General features: G+C 45.8%; 14 protein-coding genes. All 14 read left to right on the forward strand.

The features are described from left to right. The first annotated feature begins 25 nt into the window (after positions 1-25). On the forward strand, positions 26-1,435 hold the full coding sequence (gene flhF, locus BZA03_RS00500; RefSeq protein WP_014948647.1) for a flagellar biosynthesis protein FlhF: 1,410 nt from the start codon (positions 26-28) through the stop codon (positions 1,433-1,435). A gap of 5 nt (positions 1,436-1,440) precedes the next feature. Beyond that, positions 1,441-2,307, forward strand: coding sequence for a MinD/ParA family protein (locus BZA03_RS00505; RefSeq protein ID WP_110287695.1), 867 nt, complete (start codon positions 1,441-1,443; stop codon positions 2,305-2,307). Further along, the gene (locus BZA03_RS00510; RefSeq protein ID WP_014948649.1) at positions 2,304-3,035 is read left to right on the forward strand and encodes an RNA polymerase sigma factor FliA; all 732 of its coding nucleotides are present in this window, start codon (positions 2,304-2,306) and stop codon (positions 3,033-3,035) included. Before BZA03_RS00505 ends, BZA03_RS00510 begins: the two co-directional genes overlap by 4 nt. A gap of 36 nt (positions 3,036-3,071) precedes the next feature. Continuing rightward, entirely contained in the window at positions 3,072-3,455 is a 384-nt protein-coding gene (gene cheY, locus BZA03_RS00515) for a chemotaxis response regulator CheY (protein WP_012517682.1), read from the forward strand. 34 nt (positions 3,456-3,489) lie between these two features. Then, positions 3,490-4,245, forward strand: a complete 756-nt coding sequence (locus BZA03_RS00520; RefSeq protein ID WP_014948650.1) for a protein phosphatase CheZ — start codon at positions 3,490-3,492, stop codon at positions 4,243-4,245. 12 nt (positions 4,246-4,257) lie between these two features. Continuing rightward, entirely contained in the window at positions 4,258-6,492 is a 2,235-nt protein-coding gene (locus tag BZA03_RS00525; RefSeq protein WP_110287696.1) for a chemotaxis protein CheA, read from the forward strand. Positions 6,493-6,520: 28 nt separating this feature from the next. Then, positions 6,521-7,651: a chemotaxis response regulator protein-glutamate methylesterase gene (locus BZA03_RS00530; protein ID WP_014975914.1), complete on the forward strand. Its 1,131-nt coding sequence runs from the start codon at positions 6,521-6,523 to the stop codon at positions 7,649-7,651. Between the two features lie 28 nt (positions 7,652-7,679). Next, the gene (locus BZA03_RS00535) at positions 7,680-8,444 is read left to right on the forward strand and encodes a ParA family protein (RefSeq protein ID WP_110287697.1); all 765 of its coding nucleotides are present in this window, start codon (positions 7,680-7,682) and stop codon (positions 8,442-8,444) included. A gap of 7 nt (positions 8,445-8,451) precedes the next feature. After that, a complete protein-coding gene (locus BZA03_RS00540) occupies positions 8,452-9,258 on the forward strand; it encodes a chemotaxis protein CheW (RefSeq protein WP_110287698.1) in 807 nt (268 codons plus the stop codon). A 17-nt stretch (positions 9,259-9,275) separates the two neighbouring features. After that, entirely contained in the window at positions 9,276-9,767 is a 492-nt protein-coding gene (locus BZA03_RS00545) for a chemotaxis protein CheW (RefSeq protein ID WP_014948654.1), read from the forward strand. A 59-nt stretch (positions 9,768-9,826) separates the two neighbouring features. Beyond that, positions 9,827-10,261 carry a DUF2802 domain-containing protein gene (locus tag BZA03_RS00550; RefSeq protein WP_014948655.1) on the forward strand — a complete coding sequence of 145 codons (435 nt, stop codon included), beginning with the start codon at positions 9,827-9,829 and terminating at the stop codon, positions 10,259-10,261. 110 nt (positions 10,262-10,371) lie between these two features. Further along, the gene (gene metA, locus BZA03_RS00555) at positions 10,372-11,310 is read left to right on the forward strand and encodes a homoserine O-succinyltransferase (protein WP_110287699.1); all 939 of its coding nucleotides are present in this window, start codon (positions 10,372-10,374) and stop codon (positions 11,308-11,310) included. Positions 11,311-11,313: 3 nt separating this feature from the next. Next, positions 11,314-12,381 carry a homocysteine S-methyltransferase family protein gene (locus tag BZA03_RS00560; RefSeq protein WP_110287700.1) on the forward strand — a complete coding sequence of 356 codons (1,068 nt, stop codon included), beginning with the start codon at positions 11,314-11,316 and terminating at the stop codon, positions 12,379-12,381. 9 nt (positions 12,382-12,390) lie between these two features. After that, on the forward strand, positions 12,391-15,015 hold the full coding sequence (gene metH / locus BZA03_RS00565; RefSeq protein WP_110287701.1) for a methionine synthase: 2,625 nt from the start codon (positions 12,391-12,393) through the stop codon (positions 15,013-15,015). Positions 15,016-15,018 lie beyond the last annotated feature (3 nt).

The following is a 15,018-nucleotide window of genomic DNA, read 5'->3' on the forward strand; positions in this document are numbered from 1 at the left end:
ACACTGGGTGATTGGAGAGGTTGCAATGAAAATTAGACGTTTCTTCGGCAAAGATATGCGTGAGGCGTTAAGCCAAGTTAAAGCTGAATTGGGCAGTGACGCTGTGATCATGTCAAATCGCAAAGTCGCTGACGGTATTGAGCTTGTCGCAGCCTACGACAAAGAGCCTGAAGCGAAGTTGTTTACGCCGAAAGCGTCTCCACAAGCCGCTGCAAAAACACCCGGTCAAAAGGCAGTGCCTAGCTTGAGCGAAATCATTGGTGACGACGGTCCTGATAGCCTTAAAGCACTGCTAGAAAAGCAGCACGGTGGAAATAATGGCGTGGCGAGTCCTGCGCAACCTAACCAACCAATGACAGCGAATGCTAAGCACGCCAATGAAATTGCTTCGCACTTAGACTTCTCAGAAGCCTTTATTGACGACGTAGAAGCCCAGCAGTCTTCTCATGAACCAGTTCGTCAGAACGCTTTCCCAGAGCATCAAGCGTCAAGTATGGATGATACCTCTGTGACGCAGTCAGCGGAGCTTGCGCAAATCAAGGAAGAGCTAGCGTCTCTTCGCGATGTATTGCAATATCAAGTGGCCGACTTGATGGAAGCTAAGAACAAACGTCAAAAACCTGTTCATCAATATCTAATCACCCGTTTAACCGATATGGGGTTAAGCAACGCGTTAGCGAAACAGCTTATTAGCTATACGCCGTCACATTACAACGAACGAGATGCATGGGTATATCTTCTTAACCTATTGGCTAATCGCATAAATGTGACAGGAAACGATATACTTAGCGCACAAGGTGCTGTTGCATTAGTAGGGCCAACAGGTACCGGTAAAACAACTACCGTTGCGAAACTTGCTGCCCGCTATGCGCAGAAATACGGTGCAGAGTCGGTTGCGATGATTACCATTGATACGTATAGAATTGCCGCCTATGAGCAGCTAGCGACTTACGGAAAGATTATTGGCTGCACGGTGAGAAAAGCGCAGACTAGTGAAGAACTTGCGGATTTATTATTCCAACTTCGTCATAAGCGACTAGTATTGATTGATACGGCTGGATTTAGTCAAAGAGACAGTCGATTAATTAAACAAATTAAGCAGTTTGATAACGGACAAATGCCAAATGTTAAAAAATATTTGGTAGCGCAAGCAAATACGCAATATCCTGCTTTGCAGAGAATCATTCAAGCGTATGATGATATTGAACTAAGTGGCTGTATTTTCACAAAGTTAGATGAGTGCTACTCTTTAGGAGAGGTGCTTAGTGCAGCGGTTGAATACCAATTACCGGTTAGTTATGTCACCGATGGTCAAAAAGTACCTGAAGACATTAAGATTGCAGAAGCGAAATCTTTGGTTTCCGCTGCTGCAAAGCTTTATAAAAAGTACGGTTTGAATCATACTAGTGGTAACAACGCAATTAAAACAGCATAAGCAGTATGATTGACGACCAAGCGAGTAGCTTAAGAAAAATGAAGCAATCACGGTTAATCAAAGTAATCGCCGTCACCGGTGGCAAAGGTGGCGTAGGTAAAACAAACATTACATTGAACACCGCTATCGCCATGGCGAAGCAAGGTAAACGTGTAATGGTTCTCGATGCGGACCTCGGTCTTGCTAACGTAGACGTTATGTTAGGTTTGCGTGTTGAGAAAAACTTATCCCACGTGCTTTCCGGCGAATGTACACTTGATGAAGTATTAGTGACCGGTCCGCACGGAATAAAGATTGCCCCTGCCACATCAGGCACGCAGTCGATGGCAGAATTGTCGCCAACGCAACACGCTGGCCTAATTCGTGCCTTTAGTGAGCTGCGCTCGCAAATTGACGTGCTTATCGTTGATACAGCGGCAGGTATTTCAGACATGGTGTTGAGCTTTTCAAAAGCCTCACAAGACATCATGGTCGTTGTGTGTGACGAGCCTACTTCATTGACAGATGCGTATGCATTGATAAAAATTCTGAATAGAGAGCACGGTGTTTTCCGCTTCAAAGTTGTGGCTAATATGGTGCGCGACGTGCGAGAAGGCCAAAAGCTATTTAGTAAATTGAGCAAAGTGACAGGGCGTTTTTTAGATGTTGCACTAGAATTAGTGGCGACAGTACCGTTTGACGAGAACATTCGTAAAGCAGTGCGTAAACAAACAGCCATTGTCGATGCTTACCCAGGTTCACCGGCAGCCGTTGCAATAACACAGTTGGCGAGTAAAGCCTTAACATGGCCTATTCCAGCGCAGCCAGGTGGCCATTTAGAGTTTTTCATTGAACAATTAGTTGCAGAAAAAGCCGTAGGAAGTCAGCGTTGAACAGCAAGGCAGCCGCTTATCAACAACAAACCGATAAAGCGCAGTTAGTCGAAAGACATGCGCCATTGGTTAAGCGTATAGCGCATCACTTGATAGCGCGATTGCCGGCTAGTGTTCTTGTAGACGATTTAATTCAATCAGGCATGATTGGATTATTAGAAGCCGCGCGAAACTTTGATGGTTCAAAAGGAGCCAGCTTTGAAACGTTTGCCGGCATTCGCATTCGCGGTGCTATGCTAGATGAAATTCGCAAAGGGGATTGGACACCGCGTTCAGTTCACCGAAATGGCCGAGCGATCACTGAAGCAATTTCGCAAGTAGAAAGCGAAACAGGCCGCGATGCTAGAGATTCTGATATTGCTGATAAGCTTAATGTAAGCTTGCAGGACTATCACCAAATGCTTAATGAAGTAAATGCCGGAAAGCTGGTAGGTATTGAAGATTTAGGTGTGTCAGAAGATGTTATTTCGACAGAGCAAAATCGAGGTAGCGACGCACCACTGGAAGATTTGATGCAAGGCGCTTTCCAAAAAGCGCTTGCCCATGCAATTACGACATTACCTGAAAGAGAAGCGATTGTACTTTCGCTGTATTATGATGAAGAGCTGAACCTAAGAGAAATTGGTGAGGTTCTTGATGTAAGTGAATCGAGAGTCAGTCAAATTCACAGTCAGGCCATGTTAAAACTCAAATCACGAATGAAGTCGTGGCAAGCTGACGAAGAATAGAAATTAATAACAATTAACCCCTCACTGGAGGCTATTTTGGACAAAAGCATGAAAATTCTCGTGGTCGATGATTTTTCTACCATGAGACGTATCATCAAAAACCTACTTAAAGATTTGGGTTTTTCCAACATCCAGGAAGCGGATGACGGAAGTACTGCATTGCCTATGTTGCAGCAAGGTGATTTCGATTTCGTAGTTACCGATTGGAACATGCCTGGAATGCAGGGTATTGACTTGCTTCGCGCGATTAGAGCCGATGACAAGCTCAAGCACCTACCAGTACTTATGGTTACTGCTGAAGCGAAGAAAGAGCAAATTGTTGCCGCTGCGCAAGCAGGTGTTAATGGCTACGTTGTTAAGCCGTTCACTGCAGCAACACTTAAAGAAAAATTAGATAAAATATTCGAACGTTTAGGTTGATCCAGACGCTCACCAGAGAAATGAGGTTTACTGGATGTCAACGAATGTAAACGTTCCAATTTCGTTGGAAGAAGCAAAACAGCTTGTCACCTACCTTGAAGAGGGTGACAACGCTTCAGCCAATGCCCTATTAGAAGCGGCCTCAATGAAAGAAAACGTTGAGTTATTTGCCGAAGTAGGGAAACTGACGCGTCAGCTCCATGACGCGCTGAATAATTTCCAAATAGACGACCGCATTAAAAATCTCGCGACCGATGATATTCCCGATGCACAATCCCGCCTAACCTACGTAATTGAAGAAACTGAAAAAGCTGCTAATACTACTATGGATGCCGTTGAAGCGAGCATGCCTATAGCTGAAATGCTGTCGGCGCGCATCGAAAAGGTTATGCCTGAGTGGAAGAAGCTGATGAATCGCCAAATAGAGTTGGGTGAATTCAAGGCTTTATGCGCAGACTTAGACGAATTGTTGGAAGAAGGTTCGGCACAGTCAGCTAAACTTACACAGTTACTTACAGAAGTATTGATGGCTCAAGGTTATCAAGACTTAACTGGTCAGGTTATTCGCCGCGTTATCGACTTGGTTAAAGAAGTGGAAGACAGCTTAGTTAACATGCTTACCATGTTTGGTGAACGCGACGGTGCAGAACAAACTAAACCATCTAGCGTTAAGGCCGATAAGGTTGATGGTGTAGAGGCAGAAGGCCCTATCATTGATGCCGATAAGCGCGACGACGTCGTGTCAGGCCAAGATGATGTAGATGATCTTCTGTCTAGCTTAGGTTTTTAGGGGAGCGGGCGCATGTCGTTTGATGTTGACGAGGATATATTACAGGACTTTCTAGTTGAGGCTGGAGAGATACTTGAACAATTACAAGAACAGCTCGTTGATCTTGAGAACAATCCTGAAGATGCGGATTTGCTGAATGCAATTTTCCGTGGTTATCACACAGTTAAAGGGGGAGCAGGGTTCCTGTCTCTTACCGAGTTAGTAGAAATTTGTCACGGTGCGGAAAACGTCTTTGACGTAATGCGTAACGGTCAACGAACACTAACCCCTGAACTGATGGATATTATTCTGCAAGCCACAGATGTGGTGGTTGAAATGTTTGAACGAGTGAAAGCTCGGGATCCATTAGAGCCAGCAGATGCACACCTAGTAGACTTGTTACACAAACTAAGTCGCCCGGAATCTCCAGATGAGAATATTTTTGGTGAACAAAGCGCGCCGGCGTCAGAACCTGAGCCCGCGATTGAAGAGCCAGAATTAGTTGTTGAAGAGCCTACTGCACAGGCACCAAGTTCTGGTGATAGCGGCGGTATTGACGAAATCACTGAAGATGAGTTTGAAGCGCTGCTTGATGAGCTTCATGGCTCTGGGGCACCAGGACAGTCCTCAGCGGCTAAAAGCGAACCTGCAAAGGCTGCTGCACCTGCTGCCGCTAGTGATAACGACGATATCACCGACGAAGAATTTGAAGCGCTGCTCGATGATTTACATGGCAAAGGCAAGTTTGGTGGTGAAGAAGCTGCGCCAAAGGCAAATACACCAGCTCCAGCACCAGTTACGCCGAGTTCAGCTGGTGATGAAGAAATCACCGATGACGAATTTGAAGCACTGCTTGACCAACTACATGGCTCAGGGCAAGGGCCTACCAAGCAGGGAGCCGTTTCAAAGGCGCCAGAGCCTCCTGTAGATAAGGCAGCAACAGAAGCGGTTCAAAAAGCGAAACAAGCAGCGCCCGCTGCGCCAAAAGCGACGCCTGCTCCTAGCGCCGCAGCGCCAGCTAAAGCAAGCGCGCCTGCTGCACCAAAAGCAGCGCCTAAAAAAGATGAGAAGAAGGCGGCACCAGCTGCGCCTCCTGCTGAGACTACAGTACGTGTAGATACCAAGCGTCTTGACCAAATTATGAACATGGTGGGTGAACTCGTACTAGTGAGAAACAGGCTAATAAGCTTGGGTATCAACAGTAACGACGAAAGCATGTCCAAAGCCATTGCCAACTTAGATGTGGTAACGGGCGACTTGCAAGGTGCGGTAATGAAAACCCGCATGCAACCAATCAAGAAGGTGTTTGGTCGTTTCCCTCGCGTTGTTCGAGACCTCGCTAGAAGCTTGAAAAAAGAAATAACCCTTGAGCTTGTGGGTGAGGAAACTGATTTAGACAAAAACCTGGTTGAAGCACTGGCCGATCCACTTGTGCATTTGGTGAGAAACTCCGTCGACCATGGTATTGAAATGCCTGATGACCGTGCTGCAGCGGGTAAGCCGCGCATGGGTACGGTTCAGCTATCGGCATCTCAAGAAGGCGATCATATTCTTCTAACCATCGAAGATGATGGTAAAGGAATGGATCCTGAAAAGCTTAAAGAAATTGCTATTAGTCGCGGTGTACTAGACGCAGACGCAGCTGCACGGATGTCGGATGTTGAAGCGTTTAACTTGATATTCGCGCCAGGGTTCTCAACCAAAACTGAAATTAGTGATATTTCTGGTCGCGGTGTGGGCATGGACGTGGTTAAGACCAAAATTAACCAACTTAACGGCACCGTGAACATTGATTCACAGCTAGGAAAAGGCACGCGACTGGATATCAAAGTTCCGCTAACGCTAGCCATTCTTCCGACGCTAATGATTGTTGTAGGAAAACAAACCTTTGCGTTACCATTAGGTGCGGTGAACGAAATAATAAATATGGACATCAAAAAGACCAACACGGTCGATGGCCAGCTAACAATGATAGTTCGTTCAAAAGCAATTCCGTTGTTCTTCCTTGGTGAATGGTTGATTCGAGGTCCCAAAAACATCGATAGAGAAAAGGGACACGTTGTTGTAGTGCAAATTGGTACACAACAAGTAGGATTCGTAGTAGACGCGCTAATAGGCCAAGAAGAAGTGGTTATTAAACCTCTTGATGCATTATTGCAAGGCACGCCTGGTATGGCGGGAGCCACGATTACATCAGACGGTGGAATTGCACTAATTTTAGATATTCCGAGCCTGCTTAAACGGTATGCGCGTAAACCCATCAAGTAAGGCGATGAATTAACAGGAATAATAATCCATGGTCTTTAAAGTCCTTGTCGTGGACGACTCGACTTTTTATCGTCGTCGAGTAAAAGAAATACTCGATGGCGATAGGGAACTTGAAGTTGTTGGGGAAGCGAGAAATGGGCGCGATGCACTTGAAAAAGCAGAAGCGCTTAAGCCGGATGTGATAACGATGGATGTTGAAATGCCTGTCATGGACGGCATTTCAGCTGTAAAGGCCATAATGGACAAACGGCCTACACCTATTCTTATGTTTTCGTCGCTTACGCATCATGGTGCGCAAGCGACATTAGATGCGTTAGAAGCGGGCGCGCTCGATTTCTTACCGAAGAAATTTGAAGATATCGCGCAGGACAGAAAAGACGCATCGCGCTTGTTGTGTACAAAAGTACGCTTAATAGCGCGTCGTGGTATTGGTCTTAAGCGTCCGTCGTTTCGCTCTACAGAGGCAAGAAAGCTTCCTGATAATGCGCCAAAGCAGGCGTTTTTTAAAACATCAGGGTTGCTATCAGGGCATAAAGACGCAGCCAAACAACCAACCGTTTCGTCTGTAAGAGCGACGGGAAAGCACTACAAGTGTTTGGCAATTGGGGCTTCTACAGGCGGGCCTGTGGCGCTTCAAAAAGTGCTGTCTCCTTTACCTGCAGAGTTTCCTTACCCCATTTTGCTTGTACAACACATGCCTGGAACATTTACTACGGCATTTGCACAGCGTTTAGACACAAACTGTAAGATTAGAGTAAAAGAAGCCGAGCACGGTGACATTCTAAAACCAGGTCATGCGTATCTTGCTCCCGGTGGGAAGCAAATGTTGCTAGAAACCATAGGTGCGAATAAACGCATTGCCATTGTTGACGCAAATGCGAGTGACAAGGTGAATTATAAGCCCAGTGTTGATCTCACTTTCAGTTCTCTGGCTAAAGCTTATGGTGGGGATGTATTAGGAATTATATTGACGGGTATGGGGGCTGACGGCAGAGAAGGATGTCGAATGCTCAAGGAAAAAGGCGCAACGATTTGGGCTCAAGACCAAGATTCCTGTGTTGTGTACGGTATGCCTCAAGCTGTAGCCGTTGCCAATATATCCAGTAAAAATATAAACATTGATGATATGAGCAGTTGCGTTCAAACCGAAATGCGATAGCAGTTTGAACAGTAATGGAACAGCAAATATGAAAGTGTGGACAGTAGCGAATCAGAAAGGTGGTGTAGGAAAGACTACCACTACGGTGAGCCTTGGCGGCTTGCTTGCACAGCAAGGCAAGCGAGTGCTCATGATTGATACTGATCCACATGCATCGCTGAGTTATTACTTCGGTATCGATGCAGAAGCGTCAAGTCATTCAGTTTACGATATTTTTATTAAGTCTAATGACATTACGGCCGATAATGTTATGGATTGTCTGTGCCCGACAAAGTTAGACAACTTATATGTGCTTCCTGCAACAATGGCGCTCGCGACCTTAGATAGAACGATGGGTAGCGAACAAGGTATGGGCTTAGTCCTAAAAAAAGTGTTGGCAAAAATCGCAGGGGAATTCGATGTTGCTATCATCGATTGCCCTCCAGTGCTTGGGGTGCTGATGGTTAACGCTCTTGCAGCGTGTGACAAGGTTATCGTGCCTACCCAAACGGAATATCTGGCGCTTAAAGGGCTAGACAGAATGATTCGTACCATGGAAATTATGGGACGTTCGTTGGACAAATCCTTTGATACTGTGATTATTCCAACTATGTTTGATAAGCGCACTAACGCGGCGCTTGCATCGCGAAAGCGCTTAATGAATGACTATGGTGAGCGCGTGTGGGAAGGGGTTATTCCCGTCGACACGCACTTCAGGGATGCAAGTTTAGTACAGCTTCCCATTTCCGCAGCGTACCCCAAAACACGTGGTGTGTCTGCGTACGAGAAACTATTAGCGGTATTGGAGAAATAACGAGAACATGAGCAAGCAATCGCCTTTTGCCCGTGAAGAAGTGATGGAGGCATACCTTGATAGCCTCCTCAAAGAGCCAGAAGCACCGGAAGATGTGACTGCGCGCACGGCAAAATTGCTCGAGCAGGCTTCTCAGCAGATGGCTGAAACGGCACTTGCTTCTACCGCCAATGAAAGTGAGCCGCTATCGAATGAACAAGAAGCGATAGCGGAAAAGGTTACATCGTTAATTGAAACGCAAAAAGCAAAGACAATTGAAGATGAACAGCAACAGTCTCACGCAGAAACTTTAGTAGAAAATGAACAAGAAGCTGCGTTAAACCGCGCTGAAAAAACAAAAGTTCCACTAAAGGATACTCTCGGTTTTCGCTTTCAGGCGCTATTCTTTGAGGTTGCAGGGTTAACACTTGCGGTGCCTTTGACGTCGCTAGGTGGGATCCACCAAATTGAGAAGATTGGCCCTTTATTTGGAAAACCTGATTGGTTTATGGGTGTAATGTTGCACAGAGAGTCTAAACTAAGTGTTGTTGACTCTGCAAAATGGGTAATGCCAGAAAAATATGACGAAAACCTCGCACAATCGCTTAACTACCGATATCTTATAATGTTAGGGGAAAGTGCGTGGGGTCTGGCTAGTGAAAAGCTAGTCAATACGGTCAATTTGACTACCGATGATGTTAAATGGCGCGAGTCCACAGGTAAGCGTCCCTGGTTAGCAGGGATGGTTAAAGAAAAAATGTGCGCGTTAATTGACGTTGAAGAATTAATATCTATGCTTAACAAAGGCTTAGGCAGTAACGACCAGACGCCATAGTATTGGGAGCCAGGTTCATGAGCGACGAAAGAATAAATAATAACGCCACCGACAGCAACGACGAAGTCCTTCAATGGGTAACGTATCGTTTAGGTGAAGAAACTTACGGTATCAACGTGATGCAAGTTCAAGAGGTCTTGCGTTATACCGAAATAGCCCCTGTACCCGGTGCACCTGACTATGTACTTGGTATTATCAATCTGCGTGGTAACGTAGTAACGGTTATCGATACGCGTGCTCGTTTCGGATTACCGCCAACAGAAATTACTGACAATACCCGTATCGTTATTATTGAGTCTGACGAGCAGGTGGTTGGTATTCTGGTGGATAGTGTCGCTGAGGTGGTTTACTTGAAATCTTCAGAGATTGATAGTGCCCCTAACGTAGGTACTGAAGAGAGTGCTAAGTTTATCCAAGGTGTAAGTAACCGCGACGGCGAACTGCTTATTCTTGTAGATCTTAATAAATTGTTAAGCGACGAAGAGTGGGATGAGCTTAGCAACATCTAAATAAATGAATAGGCGGTATTGATTATAATACTGCCTACATTTCCCCAAGGGTTATGTCCATGGATTGGCAGCTTGCTGCACCTACCTTATTAGAACTCATACTGTGTATTCTTGTAGTTATACTCATCGCCGCGATGGGTGTGCTGTATTCACACATTAAGCAGTTGCGTTCTGCATTAAGCGAAAGCGAACATGCTAACGCAGAGGCTATTGCCCGCACTGAAGCCCTTGCTAAAAATGCAAATAATCAACAAACTGAGGCGCAAGCACGCACCTTGGTGATCACTCGACACCTTCAAGAATTAGACGAAAAGCAAACTGATATTGAAAACCAGCTTCGAGAACTCAAGCTTCAAGATCCTTCCCTACGCCTATATCAGCGTGCGGCGGACTTAGTCAAGCAAGGCGCTAGCATTGATGAAATTATTGAAGCCTGCGACATTCCTCGTGCCGAAGCTGAGATGTTGGTAATGGTGCATAAACAAAATAATTAGTATTTTTGAGCACCAGAGAAAAAACGTTTAGACGTCTAGACGTAAAGATGTTGACATATCGCCAGTTATAGACACAATACAGATATTGTAATTTATCACTGGAGCCCTCTATGCCAATTCGTATTCCTGAGCAGTTACCCGCGCAGAATGTACTACTAGGTGAAAACATTTTTACCATGGACATGGACAGGGCTGCCAATCAGGATATTCGTCCTCTTGAAGTCGGTATTCTTAATTTAATGCCGAACAAGATAGAAACAGAGGTACAGTTACTTCGTCTATTATCGAACACGCCACTGCAAATAAACGTGGATTTAATTCGAATTGATAATCAAGCGCCGAAGAATACCCCCCAATCGCACATGGATGCTTTCTATCACGACTTTTCAGCGGTAGCGAATAAGAAATACGATGGCCTTATTGTCACCGGTGCGCCTCTCGCGCTTATCGATTATGAGGAAGTAAAGTACTGGGAAACCATGACCACCATATTGGAGTGGGCGCAGCGTCACGTGAACTCAACCCTTTACTTATGTTGGGCTGCTCACGCCGCCATGTATCACTTTTACGGCATTACACGAGAGCTTAGAGACGAAAAGTTTTCAGGTGTCTTTAAACATAAAGTGAATGACCCGAACAATGAGCTATTAAGAGGCTTTGATCCTTCATTTTACGCACCACATTCCCGTTATGGGCATATTAACACCTCGTTGTATAACAGCGTCGATGGACTTAGTGTTGTTGCAGAGTCTGACGATGTAGGCGCTTATATTGTGGCGTCAGAAGATAAGCGTATGGTATTTGTGACGGGCCACCCGGAATACGATCCAGATACACTTAAAGATGAGTATTTTCGAGATATTGCCGCGGGACAAACGCCAGTAATTCCAAAAAATTATTTTGAAGAGGATGATCCAGCCAAGTCTCCTATTGTACAGTGGCGCTCACACGGCAGCCTATTGTTTACAAACTGGCTGAATTATTATGTCTATCAGACCACGCCTTACGATTTAAGTCAGCTTGCTGAAAAGTCACAGCCAAAGAGGTAGCACGTGAGCCAAAGACCAAATTCTAGCGCGCAAGCAACGCTTACAGAAGCCGCTAAAAAGCGCATCCTTATATTAGATGGCGCCATGGGCACCATGATTCAGCGCCATAAGTTAGAAGAAGAAGATTATCGCGGAACACAGTTTGCCGACTGGCACTGCGATGTTAAGGGTAACAACGATTTGTTGGTTCTTACCCAGCCCGATATCATCTATCAAATTCACTGTGATTACTTTGAAGCTGGCGCGGACATTATTGAAACGAATACGTTTAATGCTACGACTATCGCTATGGCCGATTACGATATGCAGGCTCAATCCCGTGATATTAATTTAGCTGCAGCTAAATTGGCGCGTAAAGCTGCCGATGAGTTCACAGCAAAGACACCCGACAAACCCCGTTTCGTGGCGGGCGTACTTGGGCCAACAAACCGCACTGCTTCAATTTCGCCTGACGTTAACGACCCAGGCAAACGCAATGTTACTTTTGACGAACTCGTGGAAGCGTATAGCGAGTCTACCGAAGCGCTCATTGAAGGCGGTGCAGATTTAATCATGCTGGAAACCATCTTCGATACACTTAATGCGAAAGCGGCAGCCTATGCGGTAGAGTCGGTTTTTGAAAAGCTAGGTATATCGCTGCCCGTTATGGTGTCTGGCACGATTACCGATGCCTCAGGGCGCACGCTGTCTGGTCAAACCGCGGAAGCGTTTTATTATTCCATGCGACACATCAGTCCATTCTCATTCGGCTTAAACTGTGCTCTTGGACCAGACTTACTGCGCCAATACGTAGATGAAGTTGCTACTGTTAGTGAGTGCTTAATTTCAGCGCACCCTAACGCTGGTTTACCGAACGAGTTTGGTGAATACGACATGGAAGGCCCTGAAATGGCCGAGCACATCAAAGAATGGGCGCAGTCTGGGCTAGTGAATATTGTAGGTGGCTGCTGCGGCAGTACGCCGGAACACATTCACGATATTGCTAACGCGGTCAATGGAATTGCGCCAAGAAAAGTGCCACAGTTTGAACCCAAAATGCGTTTGTCAGGCCTAGAGCCGTTTGTACACTAGGAGGGCATTATGAGCGCAGAATTTTCTACATTTATTAATATCGGTGAGCGTACCAACGTAACAGGCTCCGCTCGTTTTAAACGACTTATTCTTGAAGGTGATTATGAAACTGCACTTGATGTCGCAAGGCAACAAGTAGAGAACGGCGCGCAGATCATCGATATCAATATGGATGAGGCCATGCTTGATTCTAAGCAGGCCATGATCACCTTTTTGAACCTAATCGCCTCTGAGCCTGATATTAGCCGCGTACCTATTATGATCGATTCGTCTAAATGGGATGTTATCGAAGCAGGACTTAAGTGCGTGCAGGGCAAAGCGATTGTTAACTCTATCAGCTTAAAAGAAGGGGAAGAGCTCTTCTTAAACCAAGCCAAGCTAATAAAACGCTATGGTGCAGCAACCGTAGTGATGGCGTTTGACGAAACTGGTCAGGCTGACACGCAGGCTCGAAAAGTAGAAATTTGTCAGCGTAGCTACAAGCTGCTGACAGAAGAAGTCGGCTTTCCACCTGAAGATATTATTTTTGACCCTAACATTTTTGCAGTAGCGACGGGTATTGAAGAGCACGATAATTACGCGGTTGATTTTATTGAAGCTACCCGTGAGATACGTAAAACCTGCCCTTACTCTCATATTTCAGGCGGTCTTTCTAATATTTCATTCTCGTTCAGAGGTAACAACCCGGTACGTGAAGCTATGCACTCGGTATTCCTATATCACGCTATTCGCGCGGGTATGGATATGGCCATTGTGAATGCAGGTCAGCTAGAGGTATATGACGAAATACCGGCTGAACTTCGAGATGCGGTTGAAGACGTGATTTTAAACCGCAGAAGTGATGCCACTGAACGCTTACTCGATATTGCACCGAACTATCAAGGCGATGGAAAGGCTGCCGCAAAAGAAGATTTATCCTGGCGCGAACAAGAGGTTAATAAGCGCTTAGAGCACGCCCTAGTTAAAGGGATAACCGACTACATCATTGATGACACCGAAGAAGCGCGTCAGCAAGCTGAGCGCCCACTACACGTTATTGAAGGGCCATTAATGGATGGCATGAACGTGGTAGGGGATTTATTCGGTGAAGGTAAGATGTTCCTTCCTCAGGTGGTAAAGTCGGCTCGCGTTATGAAAAAAGCGGTAGCCCATTTACAGCCATACATTGAAGAAGAAAAGTCAGACGACGCTAAAAGTAACGGCAAAATTCTATTAGCCACGGTAAAGGGCGATGTTCACGATATCGGTAAAAATATTGTTGGCGTGGTACTTCAGTGTAATAACTTTGAAGTGATTGATCTTGGCGTAATGGTGCCAGCGGCGACAATCTTACAAACCGCTAAAGATGAAAACGTTGATATGATAGGCCTGTCAGGCCTTATTACACCTTCACTAGATGAAATGGTTCACGTTGCCAAAGAAATGGAGCGTCAGGGCTTTGATATCCCGCTGCTTATTGGCGGTGCGACTACGTCTAAAGCGCACACTGCGGTAAAAATTGAACAAAACTACCATGCGCCTGTAGCCTATGTTCCAAATGCTAGTAGAGCAGTAGGCGTATGTCAGCGCCTTCTAAACAAAACGTCCCGCGATATTTACGCGCAGGAATTGGCAAAAGAATACGATACGGTACGTGAACAGCACGCCCGTAAAAAGCCGCGCAGCAAGCCGGTGACATTAGCTCAAGCCAGAGAAAACGCTTTTAAGCCAGATTTTACGACTTTACCAGTAAAACCTGCGAACCTAGGTGTAACACCGGTAACCGCCGATTTGGCTACGCTGCGCAACTACATTGATTGGACGCCATTTTTCTTAACCTGGTCTTTGGCAGGCAAGTACCCACGTATACTTGAAGATGAGGTGGTGGGAGAGCAGGCAAAGTCACTATTTAACGACGCCAACGCCATGCTGGATAAAATTATCGAAGAGAATAGCCTTCAGGCGAAAGGCGTTATCGGCTTGTTTCCTGCCAACCGCGTTAATGACGATGTTGAAATTTATACCGATGAGTCGAGAAACCAGATTCAAGGTGTTGCCCATCACTTGCGTCAGCAAACCCTAAAAGACAAATTCGCTAATTATTGTTTAGCAGACTTTGTAGCTGAAAAGTCGAGTGGCATAAATGATTATGTGGGCGCTTTTGCCGTCACCGGCGGTATAGGTGAAGACGAGCTTGCTGATAGCTATATTCAGACTGGCGATGACTACAACGGCATTATGGTTAAAGCGGTGGCAGACAGGCTTGCCGAAGCGTTTGCGGAATATCTGCACGAGCAAGTGCGTAAGCATTACTGGGGTTACGCCGCTGACGAATCACTAAGTAACGAAGAACTTATTCGCGAAAAATACCAAGGCATTCGACCGGCACCAGGCTACGCCGCGTGTCCCGAGCATACTGAAAAGCAGCTTATTTGGGATTTGTTGTCAGCAGAGCAGCATACAGGTATGAAGCTTACGGAAAGTTACGCCATGTGGCCGGGGGCGTCAGTATCGGGTTGGTATTTTGCTCACCCTGATGCCAAATACTTTGCTGTCGCCAAAATTCAAGCCGACCAAGTAGAAGATTACGCCACACGTAAAGGCTGGACCTTAGAAGAGGCTGAAAAGTGGTTGGGTCCAAACTTAAGTGATTAATGC

This window comes from Alteromonas sp. I10, from assembly GCF_003201515.1.
Lineage (GTDB): Bacteria > Pseudomonadota > Gammaproteobacteria > Enterobacterales > Alteromonadaceae > Alteromonas > Alteromonas macleodii.